Origin of the sequence: Rhizobium aureum, assembly GCF_030182495.1 — a bacterium.
GTDB classification, from domain to species: domain Bacteria; phylum Pseudomonadota; class Alphaproteobacteria; order Rhizobiales; family Rhizobiaceae; genus Rhizobium; species Rhizobium tropici_C.
On sequence record NZ_JAQJCI010000011.1, the window covers coordinates 109,843 to 126,614 of the forward strand.

Below are 16,772 nucleotides of genomic sequence, written 5' to 3' on the forward strand. Positions count from 1 at the left end.
AAAGCTCGGATATCACCGCCATCCGCCTGTAAAGCATACAAAAGGATTGGATTTATGGCATTCAGCGAAGCCTTGCAGCCAGGCCAGATCGTCATTCTGAACGGTGCGCCGCGATCCGGAAAAAGCAGCATCGTCGAGGTGATTCAGGCTGAATTCGAAGGCGTATGGGTCAATCTCGGTGTCGACGCTTATGTGCGACATGTGACGCCCCCGCGCTATCGCCCGGGCATCGGCTTGCGCCCCGGCGGTGAGCGGCCCGATCTCGAACCGCTGGTCCAGCGCCTTTATGCCGCACTCTATGCCTCGATCGCCGCACATAGCCGCATGGGGCTGAATGTCGTCGCCGAATTCGGCCATCACGATGCCTATTCGCAGCCGCTCGGCATTCTTGCCGATTGCGCCCGATGGCTGGCAGGATTGCCTGCTCTGTTCGTTGGCGTGCGCTGCCCGCTCGATGTCGTGATGCAGCGGCGGCTGGCGGAAGGACCGGAAAGACAGGGCACTTACGTCGCTGTCGGAGCGGATATGCCCATCCCCGCGCCGGTCATCGCCTGGCAGGAACAGGTGCACCTGCCCGGGATCTACGATCTGGAGGTCGATACGTCCATGAGCAGCCCGAAGGCATGCGCCGAGCAAATCCGGCAGTTGCTTGCTAGAGATCTGCCTCATCCGACGGCATTCGAGAAGATTGCCTCAAGAGAGTGAGGATACCAAAACAAAGGGCGGATTCTGAGCGCCCGCCCCTGACCTAACGTGGAATCCAAGTAAATGCCGCTACCGAACCCCTTGTGACATGAGCGTTTCAGGCGGTTTATCTTGTTGGAAGTATCTTCGTGGGGCATTCTGCGTGCGTCGCAGAACTGTCGCTTTGACTAGGAATTTCGCGACGGGAAAATTATTCTTTGGAGTTGGTTCTGCCGATGACACCGGACGAATTGAAGATCGTGCGTCGAGCTTATGCGAAGCAGATCACGGCGGCTGTTAGAATTGTCGATGAGCGTATCGAAAGAGCGTTTGCCGAAGTGCCGCGAGAAGATTTTCTTGGTTCTGGCCCCTGGCCGATCTTCCGAATGCGGAAAGCCTATGTTCAGACCCCGACCGCCGATCCTGTCTACCTTTATACGGATGAGATCGTTGGCATCGTCCCGGAGCGCCACATCAACAACGGGCAGCCGTCACTTCATGCCTTCCTGCTTTCGCAAGCCGCGCCGCGAGCAGGTGAGCATATCGTGCATGTTGGGGCTGGCACCGGCTATTATTCCGCGATCATGGGGAACCTCGTTGCTGCCTCTGGCAAGGTGACGGCGATCGAGTTCGATCCGGAGCTTGCTACGCAGGCGAAAGCAAATCTTACTCCCTGTCGGAACGTTTCCGTGGTCCAGGGAGATGGAAGCTCCGTGGCTTTCGATGCAGCCGATGTGATCTATGTGAACGCGGGAGCAACGCGACCGGCAGATATCTGGCTGGACCGGCTCAATGATGGCGGAAGGCTCATCCTCCCGCTGACGACCGACCTTGGATTCACCAGCAGCAATTGGAACAACATGCACCTCCGAGGAGCGGTGTTCCTCGTGACGCGCAGGGGTGGGGAATTCCATGCGCAATGGATTTCGCCGGTGGCCATCTTCCCGTGTGAAGGAATGCGCGACGCGGAATCGGAAAAAGCACTTGCGGTGGCATTCGAGACCGGGGAGCACAAGAGAGTGACGCGGCTGTACCGTAATGATGACCTACCAACTGAACAATGTTGGGTTCGCGGTTCCGGCTGGTGCCTAGCCTATGCTTAGAAAGTAATCTGGCAAACATCCCGTCGCAGGTTTCGGGGATTTTTGCGACAGCCCATATCACTTTATTCCGCTCGAGAGCACGCCATGTCGCGAAGAAGGCAGCCACAATGATCAAAATTGGCTCGATCGTGATCCATTGCTGTGAATTTGAGCGCATGGTCGCGTTCTGGCAGGAAGCCTTGCATTACGTCGCGCGCGAGCCTGTGAGCGATGACTGGGTTGTGCTTCATGATCCTGAAGGCCACGGCCCGAATGTTTCCTTTCAGGCTCGCGACCGAAGCGGCTGGCGGAGAAGCTGGCTGCACTTGGACCTTTATACCGATCGCCAGCAGGAGGAAGTCAATCGTTTGCTGACGATCGGAGCGAAACAGTACCCGTGGCGCTATCCGGAAAATGCCGACTATGTGGTTTTGCAAGACCCTGACGGCAATCTTTTCTGTGTCGTGCAAAAGCCGCAAATCTCCTAAGTTTTGCGACAAAATCGGAACCGCTGATTTTCAGAGGGAAATCTGTCGCAAAACCCGCTCGCAAAATAAGAGTTTCGCGACAGAAAGCATTCCACATTTCAGTTAGGGGCTGGCGCTGAGCGCCCGCCTTTTGTTTTCCAGAGATCGATACCGATCAGCCAGCCGCGACCGGCGCGCCCCAGCTGCCCCAGATATAGATGCAGAAGAACAGGAACAGCCAGACCACGTCGACGAAGTGCCAGTACCAGGCGGCCGCTTCGAAGCCGAAATGCTGTTTCGGCGTGAAATCACCCCTGATGGCGCGGACCAGGCAGACGATCAGGAAGATCGTGCCGACCAACACGTGGAAACCGTGGAAGCCGGTCGCCATGAAGAAGGTCGCGCCATAGATCGAATTTTTGAATTCGAACGGCGCATGGGCATATTCATAGGCCTGCACGCAGGAGAACAGCGCGCCGAGAAGGACCGTCAGCGTCAGGCCCTGGAGCAGCCCCCTGCGGTCGCCATGCAGCAGCGCATGGTGTGCCCAAGTGACCGTCGTGCCCGACAGCAGCAGGATGATGGTGTTGTAGATCGGCAGGTGCCAAGGATCGAGAACCTCGATGCCTTTCGGCGGGAACTGGCCGCCGAGGAAGGCCGTGCGCGATGCCTGGATCGCCTCGTTCGGGAACAGGCTGACATCGAAATAGGCCCAGAACCAGGCGACGAAGAACATCACCTCGGAGGCGATGAACATGATCATGCCGTAGCGCAGATGCAGCGACACGACGCGGGTGTGCGCGCCCTCATGCGCCTCCTTGATCGTATCGGCCCACCAGCCGTACATGACATAGAGGATTACGGCGAGGCCAATGAAGAACAGCCAGGGCTGCGCCCAATTGATCCCGAACAGATGCATCGCGCCGCCATTGAGATAGCGCATGAAGCAGACACCGCCGAAGGTGATCACAAAGGCTCCGATGGCCGCGGTAATCGGCCATGCGCTGGGCTCGATAATGTGATAATCGTGTTTTCTCTGATGCACTTCGGCCATATCAGCAATCCCCGAATAACTTTTCCCATATTGCTCCCGGTCAAACCGAAAGCACTCTCCATCAAAGTTTCTTTTCCACCGGCTTTACAGCGCCGTCATTGGATGCGACGGGCTTTGCGCCCTCCCGCGGGTAATAGGTATAGGACAGTGTCAGCGCGTTGATCGTCTTGGTTTCCACAGCCCTGGCGATCTCGGGATCAACGTAGAAAACCACCGACATCTCACGCTTTTCCCCAGGTGCTAAATCCGTCTCATTGAAGCAGAAGCACTGGACCTTGTTGAAATAGACCCCGGCTTCCAGCGGCGAGACGTTGAAGATCGCCTGCCCGCGCTCCATCTTGTCCGACTTGTTCTCGATCTCGAACTTGACTTCGACCGTTTCGCCGATTTTCGGACTGATCGACTTCTGCAGCGGCTTGAAATTCCAGGGCAGACCGGGTGCGACATTCGCGTCGAAGGAAACCTGGATCTGCCTGTCGAGAATGAGGTTGGACACCTGCTCGACGCGCTGCGTCGTGCCGTTATAACCCGTCACCTGGCAGAACATGCGATAGAGCGGCACGGCAGCGGCGCACATGGCGCTCATGCCGACGACGAAGCTCAGGCACATGGCAACGATCATGCCGTTGTTACGGCCGCCGCTTCTCGTGCTCTTTGTGACCTCCCCCTCCATCACGCCTCCTCAAACGTGTCCGGAGCCGACCTTGATGATGGTGATCGCGTAGAACAGGATCACCAGGCCAGCAAGCACCAGGCCAAGCGCTATATTGCGCCCGCGCCGCGATTTCCTCTGCGCTTCCGTGAGCTTGACCAGATCGATCATAGCCAGCCTCCAACGCCGCCCGATATCAGCACGGCAACGAGCCGGTCGATCAGCAATGCGGAAAAGATCGCGAAGAGATAAAAGATGGAAAAGCCGAAAAGTTTCTTTGCCGGCACCATCTTCACGTCGCCGTCGGCCATGCGCCAGACGGCGATGGAACAGTGCACGAAGATCGCCCCCAGCAGCGCGGCGACGACGCCATAACCCAGGCTCGCAAAGCCCATGAAGGCAGGGACGACGCCGACAATGGCAGTCAGAACGGCATAGACAACGATCTGATTTTTCGTTGTCGGAATGCCGGCGACATTCGGCAGCATCGGCACGCCGACGGCCTCGTAGTCACCCATCTTGAACAAGGCCAGCGCCCAGAAATGCGCCGGCGTCCACAGGAAGATGATGAGGAAGAGCACGATGCTCTCGATCGTCACGCTGCCGGTCACGCAGGCCCAGCCGATGACAGGCGGAAAGGCGCCGGCCGCGCCGCCGATGACGATGTTTTGCGGCGTCGAACGCTTCAACCACATCGTGTAGATGACGGCATAGAAGAAGATAGTGAAGGCCAGGATGCCAGCGGAAAGCCAATTGATGGCCAAGCCGAGGATCGTCACTGAGAAGCCTGACAATACGAGGCCGTAGGCCAGCGCTTCCGACGGTTTGATGCGGCCGGCAGGTATCGGCCGACGCGCGGTGCGGCTCATCACGGCGTCGATATCCGCATCATACCACATGTTCAAGGCGCCCGAGGCGCCCGCACCGACGGCGATGCAGAGAATGGCGATGAAGCCGAGCACCGGATTGATATGACCGGGAGCCAGCACCAGACCGGTGAAGGCGGTGAAGACGACCAGCGACATGACGCGTGGCTTCAAGAGCTCGAAATAATCGCGCGCACTCGCTTCCGACAGGCCGGTATCGCCTTGCTTTGCGAGCGCGTCGTGATTGTCGATGAGCGTCATTCTTTGTTCCAATTGTCAGTTGAGCCGGACGCCGTTTATCACGGCGTCCGGAAACAGGCTACTTGATGCGCGGCAGCTCTTCCCACTGGTGGTGGGGCGGCGGCGACGAAAGCTGCCACTCGAGCGTGGTTGCGCCCTCGCCCCATGGATTATCGCCTGCAACGCGCTTCTTCGAGAATGCATCTATAACGCCCCAGAAGAAGAAGCAAAGGCCTACGGCTGCGACATAGGAGCCGATGGAGGAGACGAAATTCCAGCCGGCATAGGCGTCCGGGTAGTCGATGTAGCGGCGCGGCATGCCGGCACGACCCAGGAAATGCTGCGGGAAGAACACCATGTTCACGCCGACGAAGGTGATCCAGAAATGCCAGTTGCCGATCCGCTCATTGTACATGTAGCCGGTCATCTTCGGGAACCAGTAGTACCAGGCGGCGAAGATAGCGAAGACGGCACCGAGCGACAGAACGTAGTGGAAGTGTGCCACCACGAAGTAGGTCGCATGCAGTTCGCGGTCGAGGCCGGCATTGGCGAGCTGAACGCCAGTGACGCCGCCGAGCGTGAACAGGAAGATGAAGCCAAGTGCCCAGATCATCGGCGTGCGGAACTGGATGGAGCCGCCCCACATCGTCGCGATCCACGAGAAGACCTTGACGCCTGTGGGCACGGCGATGACCATCGTCGCGAAGACGAAGTAGCGCTGCGTGTCGAGCGAGAGGCCGGTCACATACATGTGGTGGGCCCAGACGACGAAGCCGACGGCGCCGATCGCGACCATGGCGTAGGCCATGCCGAGATAGCCGAAAATCGGCTTGCGCGAGAAGGTGGAGATGATGTGGCTGATCATGCCGAAGCCGGGCAGGATCAGGATGTAGACTTCCGGATGGCCGAAGAACCAGAAGAGGTGCTGGTAGAGCAGCGGGTCGCCGCCGCCTTCCGGCGCGAAGAAGGTCGTGCCGAAGTTGCGGTCCGTCAGCAGCATGGTGATGGCGCCGGCCAGAACCGGCAGCGACAGCAACAGCAGGAAGGCGGTGATCAGCACCGACCAGGCAAACAGCGGCATCTTGTGCAGCGTCATGCCCGGAGCGCGCATGTTGAGAATGGTCGTGATGAAGTTGATCGCGCCGAGGATCGAGGAGGCACCGGCGATATGCAGCGCGAAGATGACCAGATCGATCGCCGGGCCTGGGTGTCCGACCGTACCTGATAGGGGCGCGTACATCGTCCAGCCGCCGCCCGCGCCATAGGCGCCTGCGGGGCCTTCGACGAACATCGAGAGGATGAGCAGCAGGAAGGCCGGGACGAGAAGCCAGAACGAAATATTGTTGAGGCGCGGGAAGGCCATGTCAGGCGCGCCGATCATGATCGGCACCATCCAGTTGGCGAAGCCGCCGATCATTGCCGGCATGACCATGAAGAAGATCATGATCAGCGCGTGAGCGGTGACGAAGACGTTGTACATCTGCTTGCCGCCATCGATGGCGGCATCGCCCGAAAAGCCGTAGACCATCGACGCCAGACCGCTGAAGATCTGGATGCCCGGCTCCTGCAATTCCATGCGGATGGCAACGGAAAGGAGGAAGCCGATCACGCCCGCGAAAATCGCGAAGATCAGATAGAGCGTGCCGATGTCCTTGTGATTCGTCGAATACAGCCAACGCTCGGCGAAGGTCTGTTTGTGCGCGTGATGATCGTCATGCGCGTGCGCGTCCTGAAGAGCGTGCGAGTGATCGTCGTGTGCCTTGGATCCAGCCATTGTTCCTACCCCTCCTACTTGGCCGTGTTTTCGGCGACCTTGACGGTCGTCGGTTGGTCGACGGCGGCCATCAGAGCCTTGTTCGCCTTGCTCAGATCAGTTGCGGCTGAGGCCAGCCACTGCTTGTACTGATCGTCGGAGACGACGCGGATGGCGATCGGCATGAAAGAGTGATCCTTGCCGCAAAGCTCGGAACACTGACCATAATAAAGGCCTTCTCGATCGGCCTTGAACCATGTTTCGTTCAGGCGACCGGGAATGGCGTCGATCCTGACGCCGAAGGAAGGCATTGCGAAGGAATGAATGACATCGGCCGGCGCTGCCGTGACGAGGACGCGGACGTTCTTGCCGACGGGCACAACCATTTCGTTGTCGACGGCGAGAAGGCGTGGATATCTGGACTTGTCGTCCTTGCCGGCGGCGGTGCGATCCTGCTCCTTCAGCATGAAGGAATCGAAAGCGACCGGCGTCGCGCCGGTGTTCTCATACTCATAATTCCACTGCCACTGCGTCGCCGTCGCCTTGACGGTCACGTCAGTCTGCTCGGGGAATGTCAGCTGATCGGTGAGAAGATTGAAGGAGGGAATGGCCAGAAAGAGAAGGACGAGGACCGGGCCGATGGTCCAGATGACCTCGATCAGGGTGTTGTGGCTCGTCTTGGACGGAACCGGGTTCCTGGAAGCCCGGAACTTCACCATAACCACCACCAGGAGGACGAGAACCAGCAGCGTGATCGGAATGATAAACCAAAGCGTGTATGCCTCAAACCAGCGGATTTGATGCATGTTGCCGGTCGCCGCCTGCTGCATACCGGTTTCCCAGGGTCTCGGCTGATCGGCATAACTGCCTGTCGCAAAAAGCAGACAGATCATAGCCGTCAGAGCCGCGTAAGCTCTTTTAATCACGATGTCTCTCCCTCCAGCGTTTGATCCCAGATCTTCCTCAAACGCAGTATCCCTACAATCCATTGCGCTTCAAACCACAGTTTGGGATGCTCCGCAACAACTCAAGAGATTTGTTAGTGCGGCATTTTTGCGCGAATATCCCCCATGCCTGCCCCGGACATGGCAAGCATTTCATCATCATACGAAAAATTGCATGATGGTCCATGGCGCCGCCGGGACAAAATGGGGTAGACGTCGTATTTCCGCCGTAGTCGGTTGGAATCCAGCAGCCGGGGCTTTTCATTTGCCGGCCTGGGCTTCAACAATAGCGGCACTGATTCGAATCTAGAGGTTTCCATGGGCTTTCGTTCCCTCGCCCGGCTTTTGCTTGTCACCAGCAGCGTTGCTGCTGCAGCCGCGGTACCCGCATGGGCGCAGCAGGCGCAACAGACTCAGCCGCCGGCGCAGCAGACCCAACAATTGCAGCCCCAACAGCAGGGCCAGCCGCAACCGCATACGCAGCAGGTTCCCACGAGCCAGGTTCCGCAACCTCCGGGTACGGTACGCTCCAGCCACGGCGCATGGTCCGTCGTCTGCGACAAGCCGGCCGGCGCCTCGACCGAGCAATGCGCGCTGATGCAGAATGTCATCGCCGAGGACCGCCCGGAAATCGGTCTTTCCGTCGTCGTGCTGAAGACGGCCGATCGCAAGTCGAAGATCCTGCGCGTGCTTGCGCCGCTCGGCGTGCTGCTGCCGAACGGTCTCGGCCTCAATATCGACGGCAAGGATATCGGCCGCGCTTATTTCGTGCGCTGCTTCTCCGATGGCTGCTATGCCGAGGTCGTGCTCGAGGACGAGTTGCTGAAGACGCTGCGCAGCGGCGCGACGGCAACCTTCATCGTCTTCCAGTCGCCGGAGGAAGGCATCGGCATTCCTGTGGACTTGAAGGGCTTTGCGGACGGCTACGACGCGCTTCCCTGACGCGATGGGCTTGCTCTTGCGCGATGCGAAGCCTACATCGGCTCTGAACGGAGCACTGATCCATGAATACCGATCTCCTTACCCTTTTCGATGCCGATGAAGCCAAGCTGCGCGGCATCGTCGCCGAGGCGCTGTCTGGCGCCGATGACGGCGAGCTCTTCGTCGAGCATGTCCAGGCAGAATCGCTGACATTCGACAATGGCCGGATGAAGGGCGGCAGCTTCAACACGGAACAGGGCTTCGGCCTTCGCGCCGTTGCCGGCGAAGCCGTCGGCTATGCCCATGCGGGCGATCTTTCCGAAGCCGCCTTGAAACGCGCCGCCGATGCCGTGCGCGCGGTCACTTCGGGTTATGCCGGCTCCTATGCGGCCGCACCACAGCGCACCAATAAGGTGCTCTACGGCGACGAGAACCCGATCGGCACGCCAAGCTTCGAGGAAAAGGCCAAGCTCCTGCAGCGGATCGACAGCTATCTGCGCGACAAGGACGACAAGGTGCGCCAGGTGACGGCATCCATCGCCGCGAGCTGGCAGGTGGTCGACATCCTTCGCGCCGATGGCCATCGCGTGCGCGATGTCAGGCCGATGACGCGCATCAACATTTCCGTGATCGTGGGTGACGGCGACCGGCAGGAATCCGGCTCCTTCGGCACCGGCGGGCGCATCGGCTTCGGCGATTTCGTCACACAGGACAATTGGCATCACGGCGCTGATGAGGCGCTTCGCCAGGCACTCGTCAATCTCGAGGCGATCGAGGCGCCGGCGGGCACGATGGACGTCGTGCTGGGCTCCGGCTGGCCGGGCGTCATGCTGCACGAAGCCGTCGGCCACGGGCTGGAAGGCGATTTCAATCGCAAGAAGACGTCGGCATTCGCGGGGCTGCTGGGCCAGATAGTGGCCGCTCCCGGCGTCACCGTCGTCGATGACGGCACGATCGAGAACCGCCGCGGCTCGATCACCATCGACGACGAGGGCACGCCTTCGGCCTACAACGTGCTGATCGAAAACGGCAAGCTCGTCGGCTACATGCAGGACCGGCAGAATGCGCGGCTGATGGGCATGAAGGCAACCGGCAACGGCCGCCGCCAGGGCTATGCCCATACGCCGATGCCACGCATGACCAACACCTATATGCTTGGCGGCGACAAGACGCCGGACGAGATCATCGCCTCGGTGAAGAAGGGCATCTACGCCGTCTCCTTCGGCGGCGGCCAGGTGGATATCACGTCGGGTAAATTCGTCTTCGGCTGCACGGAGGCCTACCTCATCGAGGATGGCAAGATCGGCGCGCCGATCAAGGGCGCCATGCTGATCGGCAACGGGCCGGATGCCATGAAGCGCGTTTCGATGATCGGCAACGACACGAAACTCGATACCGGCATCGGCAACTGCGGCAAGGCGGGCCAATGGGTGCCTGTCGGCGTCGGTCAGCCACATCTGCGGATGGACCAGATCACCGTCGGTGGCACAAAGGCTTAAACCGCCTTCCCTATTCGTACGGGTCTTATTCGTGCGGGCGGAAGCGCCATTTTCGCTCGACCGCGGCGTTGAGATCGAGGCCGTTGCGGTGTGCGAAGAGAAGGATGTGGCCGAGCACGTCCGCCGTCTCGTCGGCCAATGCCGTTGCCAGCTCGGACTCGCTCATGCCCTTGCGGCGCCCCCGGCCGGTGATCTTGTTCCAGATCTGAATCAGCTCGCCCATTTCCTCCTGGAGTTTCAGGACGAACCAGTCGTCGTCGCGGTCCAGGCCGTTATCGGCGGCATAGGTTGCCGAAGCCGCTTCGAATTGCTTCATCAGATCTGACAGCATCGATATCGTTCCTCTTATGTTCTCAACAGACATGAACGATTCCTACAAAAAAGTCGAGCCGGCAGAGTTTGCCCCGCCGGCTCGACTTTATCGAATTGGAACTATGCTCAGCCCTTGCTCGGCAGCAGCATGCAATCGAAATCCTTGCGCTTCAGAGCGGAACAAGCGGAATTCGCATCGTCGCGGCTCGCAAAACCGACGAATCGGGCGCGATAGACCGTGTTGCCGCCCTTGCCGACAGCTTCGGTGTAGGGTGACGCGTTGGCAAGCGCATTGCCGGCCCTGGACTTGGCCTCGGACAGCAGATCCTTGGCGGCCTGCGCGGTCGGCGTCGCGGCGATCTGCACCTGCCAGCTGCCCGTCGCCGCCGGCTTGTTGGCAACGAGGATCTCATCCATCGCAGCCGGGCGATCCATCGGTACGGTGACGTTCGAGGCCGCGGCAAATGCCATCGGGACGACCTCGACGCGCTTGCGCGCCGGCGCCGGCGTCGTCGTCGCGGTGGTCTGGGCGTCGACATCCACGGCAACATCGTCGGAGACGGAAGCCACTTCGACCTGCTGCGGAACCTTGCCGCCGCCGACACTTGCAAACAGGCGCGATGACGGAACAGGGGTTGCCTTCGGGATATAGCGATCCAGCAGCGATGCCATCAGCGCATCGCGGCCGCGCGCCGTGGCGCCGCCCATGACAACGCCGATCACGCGGCGATTGCCCTGACGCACTGCGCTGACGAGATTGAAGCCGGAGGCATTGGTATAGCCGGTCTTGATGCCGTCCATGCCTTCATAGCGATACATCAGATTGTTGTGACCGCGAACGCTACGGCCGCGATAGCTGAAGCTCGACTGCGAGAAGAGCCGGTATTCCTGCGGGTAGTTGTTGATGAGCGCGACGGCGAGCGTCGACATATCGCGGGCCGTCGTCCACTGCTGCATGTTCGGGAGGCCGGAAGCATTGAGGAAGGTGGTGCGGCGCATGCCGATTTCCCGCGCCTTTTGCGTCATCAGCCGGGCGAAGCCGCTTTCGCTGCCGCCGAGGGCCTCCGCCATGGCGGTTGCCGCGTCATTGGCGGACTTGATGATCATGCCGTCGACTGCTTCGCGTACGGTCACTGTGCTACCGGGCTTGAGGCCCAGCTTGGTCGGCGGCTTGGCGGCGGCAAAACGCGATACCGGTATTCTCGTACTCCAGCTGAGCTTGCCGCGATGGATCGCCTCGAAGGTCATGTACAAGGTCATCATCTTGGTCAGCGATGCCGGATGGTTGAGGTCATCGGCATTGCTTGATGCCAGTACCTTGCCGGTCTTCGCATCCATGATGAAATAGGCGCTGCCGGCAAAGCTCGCCGCAGGAGCGCTCAGCAGCAAGACGGCCGCAGACAGAGCCATCAAAAGTCTTTTCATAATTGTCCCCAACCGAAAGAATGCCAACACACCGCATCAATCCCTGTATGATTTTGCGACAAAAAGCCTGATACCGGTGCGATATTGAGGCAACAGCCTCGATAGTTCTTCAATTTTGCCGTTCCTGGTAAAATAACCATTAACGCATTGGAAATTATGGCAAAGATTCAGTAAGGTTTAACGGGGATGCGCTAGAGCGTTGACGTTGGTCAACGGGGTCGATCCGCATGGAACAGGGCATCAAGGTCCGCCTCAAGCGCAGGATGATTTCCAGCGGGCTGGAAGCTGCCGCAATTCTGAAGGGTGCCGGCCTGATGCGCGACGTTGCCGGCCTCGGCGCCATCTTCACTCTTCATCATGTCCGCCCTGCCCTTTCCCGCCGCTTTACGCCCAATGCACATCTCGAGGTCTCACCTGATTTTCTCGACCGAGCGATCGCGCGGCTGAAAAAGGATGGCTATGAATTCATCGCTCTTGACGCTCTTCCGGCGCGACTGGCGAATGCCGCCGGCAAGCCGCCCTTTGTCGCCTTCACGCTCGACGACGGCAATCGGGACAACCTCGATCACGCCCTGCCGGTCCTTTCCCGTCACGGTGCGCCCTTCACCGTCTTCGTTGCCCAGGGGCTCTCGGAGCGGAGCCACAGCATATGGTGGGAAACGCTCGCCGAGCTGCTCGGCCGGCTGGATCGGCTGACATTCGATTTCGGCTCCGGCGACGAATTCCTGCCGCTGGGCAAGGAAAGCCATAAGCATGCGGCATTTGCCCGCTTCGCCGCCTTCGTTCACGGCCACGATGAAAGCGAAGCCGTCGGCCGGATCGACGCGCTTGCCCGCCGTCACGGTCTGGAACCGCTCGACATTGTCCGCGCATCGATCATGGATCGGGGCGAGTTGACGCAGCTCGCTCGCCATCCCCTCGCCTCGCTCGGCGCGCATACGGTAAGCCATCGCGCGCTGTCGCGGCTGCCGGAGGCGGAGGCAGCGGCGGAAATGGCGCTTTCGGCCGATTATGTCGCCGATATCACCGGACGGCGGCCGATCTCGATCGCCTATCCTTACGGCACGCTTGAAGCCGTATCGCCACGCGAGGGCAGGCTCGCGGCAGAACTGGGCTTTTCCGTCGGCGTCACGACGCGCCCGGGCACGATCATGCCGGCGAACGGCACGGAGGCCACGCTCCTGCCGCGGCTATCGCTGAACGGCCATTACCAGAAGCCCCGCTATGCATCGGCACTTGCCTCCGGCATTCCCATGCGATTGATGGGGCCTGAGAAACGGCATGGATCTTAAGGATACATCCGCACCTTCTGCCAGGCGCCTTCCGGCACCTCGCGGCGAAACTCGATGCGATCGTGCAGGCGGAACTGCCGGTCATGCCAGAACTCGATCGACAGCGGCCGGATGCGGAAACCGGACCAATAGGGCGGGCGCGGAATGTCGCCGATAGCATAGCGGGCGGTATATTCGGCAACCGCCTTTTCCAATGCAAAGCGGCCCTCGAGCGGGCGGGACTGCTTCGAAGCCCAGGCGCCGATGCGGCTGCCCCGCGCCCTGGTCTTGAAATACTCATCCGCTTCCTGGTCGCTCACCACTTCAACCACGCCGCGCAGGCGCACCTGGCGGCGCAGCGATTTCCAGTGGAAACACATGGCCGCTTTCTTGTGGTAAAGAATTTCTTGACCTTTCTGGCTTTCGAAGTTCGTATAAAAGACGAATCCGTCGCTATCAAAACCCTTCAGAAGAACCATGCGGACATTTGGCAATCCATCCTTATCCACCGTTGCCAAGGCGACCGCGTTCGGATCGTTCGGCTCCGTGGTCTCCGCTTCGCGCAGCCAGGCCGCGAAAAGAGCGAAAGGTTCGTTCTGCTCGGTGAAGTCACCGCTTGTTAACTCGTTTTCCGACATATTAGTTCAAATACTCCGCAATTCCCAATAACCGCCGGCCCCTCTGGCTAGCCAAAAACGTTCGGGTGGAAGTCATAGCAAAGTCGACCGTTCATACAAAGCGCAAGCTTGCAAAAGGCGTGACGATGGCTGTCGTCCTTGTCTCCCTTTTCACCCTTGGCGGCTGCGTTGGCGGCGGCATGGACTACCTGAGCTCGGCCAAGGTCGATCGCAGCGTATCGACCGGCACGGTGCCGACGGCGCCTGTGACCACCGACAGCATTTCCGACGAAACCACGGTGCGCAACGCAGTCACTTCCGCGGATCTTCACAAGCTCAACGGCCAGTCCATTCCCTGGGCTAACGCTTCCACGGGCAGCGCCGGCGTCATCGACACGATCGTCGAAAGCAATGCATCCGGCGTGGTTTGCCGGCAGTTCCGCACCAGCCGCCATTCCTACCAGGGCATCGCCAACTTTTCCGGCAGGACCTGCCTCGTTGGTCAGGGCGAATGGCAGCTGCTGAGTTTCCAGCAAGCCGGCTGATCGCTTTACCCTCTTTTTCCGCGTGTCGTTTTCCGCGTGCCATCGACCTGGCCGAACGGCAGGATGATCGATGCGCCATGCCATTACGGCTTCTCGGCATTCGTCGTTAGCGATCGGCTAACCATGTGCGGAAATGGAAGCCGATGGTTTCCGCCCGGCGTAACGCCTGATTAGCAACTCTTCCCGCAGGATCGGTTCATACGCGCATCGGCCGTGCCTCCCCCAACGGGAAGCAAGGGGATGAAGCGCGATCAATTGGTTTTTGCTTGGGATGCTGCGACGGAGCCTGGCATACCCATGAATAATGGCGGGAAAGATGCGCGATCCTTACAAGGTGTTGGGCGTGAAACAGGATGCTGGAGCCGACGAAATCAAGGCTGCCTGGCGCAAACTGGCAAAGTCCGCGCATCCGGATCACAATCTGGGCGATCCAACGGCGTCGGAGCGTTTCGCCGAAATCGGCCGCGCCTATGAGACGCTGAAGGATCCGCAGAAGCGCAGCCGTTACGATCAGATCGCGCGCATGGCGGAAGCCAAGGGCCAGAGCCAGGAACAGACGATCATGCAGCAGCGCCAGGCGGCGCGCGAGGCTGCCGATCGTGCGAAGGCCGCGCGCGCCAATGCCGAGAAGATCATGGAGGAGCTTGCCCGGGCGAATGCGCGCAAGGCAGCCGCCTCCGCGGCATCGGCTCAGCACAATGCGGCAGGCGAGACACCTGAAGATATGGTCGAGCGCATATTCGGGGTAAAGTCGGGCCGCGCGCAGCAACAGGATCAAGCCGCAGCCACCGAGACCGCAGCGCAGCACGCCGGAAAGCAGCAGGAGGCCTACGCGACCGCCGCTGAAGAAATACACACGGAGGAGGAACTGCTGGCGACGGGAACCTCTCCCGCCGGTCCACGCTCCACCTTCGGCATCCTCGGTTCGCTCGTGCGCCGCTTTACCGGCGGCAATGTCCAGGAGAAGCCGCCGGAAAAGACGCCCGAGGTTGCCGCCGAAGCCACCGTGACGCTCGACGACATGTTGAAGAGCCGGTGGATCACCGTTCCGCTGTCAGATGGCCGTGAAGCACGCTTCCAGGCGACGACGGATATCGCCAACGGCCAGGTGCTGCATCTGAAGGGCCAGGGGTTGAAACTGCAGGGCATGCTGCGCGGCGACGTTGCCATCACCGTCCATTTGTCGACCGACGGGCGCTTCACGCTCGACGGCAGCGATGTGCGCACGATATTGCCCGTCACCATCGAGAACGCCGTCCTCGGCTGCGAGGCTACCGTCGAGGGGCTGAACGGACCGGTCAAGCTGACGGTGCCGGCCTGGTCCGGTTCGGATCAGATCGTTCGCATTCCCGGCGAGGGATTGCCCGATGGCAATGGCGGGAAAGGTGATCTCGTCGTCGAATTGCGGCTGATGCTTTGGGAAAAACCAGATGATAAGGTTACTGATCTGATGCGTAGCATGCGTGAAGGGCTTTTCCTGTGAAATTTTAGTGACAACAGCACCCTTTGTTACGATCCCTAACAGTTGATGATCTTTACGATGCTTGAACAGGGGAACGGCCTATGCCATAGGCAGGGTCATTCGAAAGTTCAAGGGAGCAGAATATGGCTCAATCCACTGGCCTCATGGCAGGCAAGCGCGGCGTCATCCTCGGCGTCGCAAACAACCGTTCGATAGCGTGGGGTATTGCCAAAGCCTGTTCGGATGCCGGAGCCGAAATCGCATTGACGTGGCAGGGCGACGCCCTCAAGAAGCGCGTCGAGCCGCTTGCTCAGGAACTCGGCGCCTTCATGGCGGGCCATTGCGACGTCACCGAGCCGGCAACGATCGATGGCGTCATCGACACGCTTGAAGCGAAATGGGGCAAGATCGATTTCGTCGTGCACGCCATCGCCTTCTCCGACAAGGATGAGCTGACCGGCCGCTACCTCGATACCAGCCGCGACAACTTCACGAAGACGATGGACATCTCCGTCTATTCCTTCACGGCGGTTGCGCAGCGCGCCGAGCGAATCATGAATGACGGCGGCTCCATGATCACCCTCACCTATTACGGTGCGGAAAAAGTCATGCCGCATTACAACGTCATGGGTGTCGCCAAGGCGGCTCTGGAAGCAAGCGTACGCTACCTCGCCGTCGATCTCGGCGGCCGCGGCATCCGCGTCAACGCGATTTCGGCCGGCCCGATCAAGACGCTCGCAGCTTCGGGTATCGGCGATTTCCGCTACATCCTGAAGTGGAACGAATACAATGCGCCGCTGAAGCGGACCGTTACGATTGACGAGGTCGGCAACTCCGCCCTCTATCTGCTGTCCGATCTGTCGACGGCCGTCACGGGCGAAATCCACCACGTCGATTCCGGCTACCATACGGTCGGCATGAAGGCCGTGGACGCGCCTGACATTTCCGTCGCGAAGGACTGAAAACAGGAAATCTGAC

The 16,772-nt window shown here is 60.1% G+C and carries 18 protein-coding genes; 9 read left to right on the forward strand and 9 right to left on the reverse strand.

The window, feature by feature from the left end:
* The first annotated feature begins 54 nt into the window (after positions 1 to 54).
* The 3 genes from PH552_RS22860 to PH552_RS22870 all read left to right on the forward strand — a co-directional run bounded on the left by PH552_RS22860 (position 55) and on the right by PH552_RS22870 (position 2,254).
* Entirely contained in the window at positions 55 to 705 is a 651-nt protein-coding gene (locus tag PH552_RS22860; RefSeq protein WP_112341194.1) for a chloramphenicol phosphotransferase CPT family protein, read from the forward strand.
* 215 nt (positions 706 to 920) lie between these two features.
* Positions 921 to 1,787, forward strand: coding sequence for a protein-L-isoaspartate O-methyltransferase family protein (locus PH552_RS22865; protein ID WP_246698554.1), 867 nt, complete (start codon positions 921 to 923; stop codon positions 1,785 to 1,787).
* A gap of 107 nt (positions 1,788 to 1,894) precedes the next feature.
* Positions 1,895 to 2,254, forward strand: coding sequence for a VOC family protein (locus PH552_RS22870; protein ID WP_112341192.1), 360 nt, complete (start codon positions 1,895 to 1,897; stop codon positions 2,252 to 2,254).
* Between the two features lie 154 nt (positions 2,255 to 2,408).
* Here the strand turns inward: PH552_RS22870 and PH552_RS22875 are convergent, their stop codons facing one another.
* From PH552_RS22875 to coxB, 6 genes are all read right to left on the reverse strand, one after another.
* The gene (locus PH552_RS22875) at positions 2,409 to 3,287 is read right to left on the reverse strand and encodes a cytochrome c oxidase subunit 3 (protein WP_112341191.1); all 879 of its coding nucleotides are present in this window, start codon (positions 3,285 to 3,287) and stop codon (positions 2,409 to 2,411) included.
* 61 nt (positions 3,288 to 3,348) lie between these two features.
* Positions 3,349 to 3,960, reverse strand: coding sequence for a cytochrome c oxidase assembly protein (locus PH552_RS22880; protein ID WP_112341190.1), 612 nt, complete (start codon positions 3,958 to 3,960; stop codon positions 3,349 to 3,351).
* Positions 3,961 to 3,969: 9 nt separating this feature from the next.
* Entirely contained in the window at positions 3,970 to 4,110 is a 141-nt protein-coding gene (locus PH552_RS22885) for a hypothetical protein (RefSeq protein WP_169644670.1), read from the reverse strand.
* Positions 4,107 to 5,066: a heme o synthase gene (locus PH552_RS22890; protein WP_112341189.1), complete on the reverse strand. Its 960-nt coding sequence runs from the start codon at positions 5,064 to 5,066 to the stop codon at positions 4,107 to 4,109. Before PH552_RS22890 ends, PH552_RS22885 begins: the two co-directional genes overlap by 4 nt.
* A gap of 58 nt (positions 5,067 to 5,124) precedes the next feature.
* A complete protein-coding gene (gene ctaD / locus PH552_RS22895; protein WP_112341188.1) occupies positions 5,125 to 6,819 on the reverse strand; it encodes a cytochrome c oxidase subunit I in 1,695 nt (564 codons plus the stop codon).
* 14 nt (positions 6,820 to 6,833) lie between these two features.
* Positions 6,834 to 7,724 carry a cytochrome c oxidase subunit II gene (gene coxB, locus PH552_RS22900; protein ID WP_112341187.1) on the reverse strand — a complete coding sequence of 297 codons (891 nt, stop codon included), beginning with the start codon at positions 7,722 to 7,724 and terminating at the stop codon, positions 6,834 to 6,836.
* A gap of 336 nt (positions 7,725 to 8,060) precedes the next feature.
* Between coxB and PH552_RS22905 the strand changes: the two genes are divergently transcribed.
* Entirely contained in the window at positions 8,061 to 8,684 is a 624-nt protein-coding gene (locus tag PH552_RS22905; RefSeq protein ID WP_112341186.1) for an invasion associated locus B family protein, read from the forward strand.
* A gap of 62 nt (positions 8,685 to 8,746) precedes the next feature.
* Positions 8,747 to 10,162, forward strand: coding sequence for a metalloprotease TldD (tldD, locus tag PH552_RS22910; RefSeq protein ID WP_183763309.1), 1,416 nt, complete (start codon positions 8,747 to 8,749; stop codon positions 10,160 to 10,162).
* 25 nt (positions 10,163 to 10,187) lie between these two features.
* On the opposite strand, the gene PH552_RS22915 is transcribed toward tldD, so the two are convergent.
* Together PH552_RS22915 and PH552_RS22920 are read right to left on the reverse strand one after the other, a co-directional pair.
* Positions 10,188 to 10,493, reverse strand: coding sequence for a nucleoside triphosphate pyrophosphohydrolase family protein (locus PH552_RS22915; RefSeq protein WP_183763306.1), 306 nt, complete (start codon positions 10,491 to 10,493; stop codon positions 10,188 to 10,190).
* 107 nt (positions 10,494 to 10,600) lie between these two features.
* Positions 10,601 to 11,899: a D-alanyl-D-alanine carboxypeptidase gene (locus PH552_RS22920; RefSeq protein WP_112341183.1), complete on the reverse strand. Its 1,299-nt coding sequence runs from the start codon at positions 11,897 to 11,899 to the stop codon at positions 10,601 to 10,603.
* Between the two features lie 227 nt (positions 11,900 to 12,126).
* Here PH552_RS22920 and PH552_RS22925 point away from each other — a divergent pair, with 227 nt between their 5' ends.
* Complete coding sequence (locus tag PH552_RS22925) at positions 12,127 to 13,191, forward strand: polysaccharide deacetylase family protein (protein ID WP_113250073.1); 1,065 nt, start codon at positions 12,127 to 12,129, stop codon at positions 13,189 to 13,191.
* Here the strand turns inward: PH552_RS22925 and pdxH are convergent.
* Positions 13,188 to 13,808, reverse strand: coding sequence for a pyridoxamine 5'-phosphate oxidase (gene pdxH / locus PH552_RS22930; protein ID WP_112341181.1), 621 nt, complete (start codon positions 13,806 to 13,808; stop codon positions 13,188 to 13,190). The two genes, PH552_RS22925 and pdxH, sit on opposite strands and share 4 nt — an antisense overlap.
* Positions 13,809 to 13,873: 65 nt before the next feature.
* Between pdxH and PH552_RS22935 the strand changes: the two genes are divergently transcribed.
* From PH552_RS22935 to fabI, 3 genes are all read left to right on the forward strand, one after another.
* Positions 13,874 to 14,332, forward strand: coding sequence for an RT0821/Lpp0805 family surface protein (locus PH552_RS22935; protein ID WP_112341180.1), 459 nt, complete (start codon positions 13,874 to 13,876; stop codon positions 14,330 to 14,332).
* A 316-nt stretch (positions 14,333 to 14,648) separates the two neighbouring features.
* On the forward strand, positions 14,649 to 15,815 hold the full coding sequence (locus PH552_RS22940) for a DnaJ domain-containing protein (RefSeq protein ID WP_183763303.1): 1,167 nt from the start codon (positions 14,649 to 14,651) through the stop codon (positions 15,813 to 15,815).
* Positions 15,816 to 15,937: 122 nt separating this feature from the next.
* Positions 15,938 to 16,756: an enoyl-ACP reductase FabI gene (fabI, locus tag PH552_RS22945; protein WP_112341178.1), complete on the forward strand. Its 819-nt coding sequence runs from the start codon at positions 15,938 to 15,940 to the stop codon at positions 16,754 to 16,756.
* Positions 16,757 to 16,772: the final 16 nt, after the last annotated feature.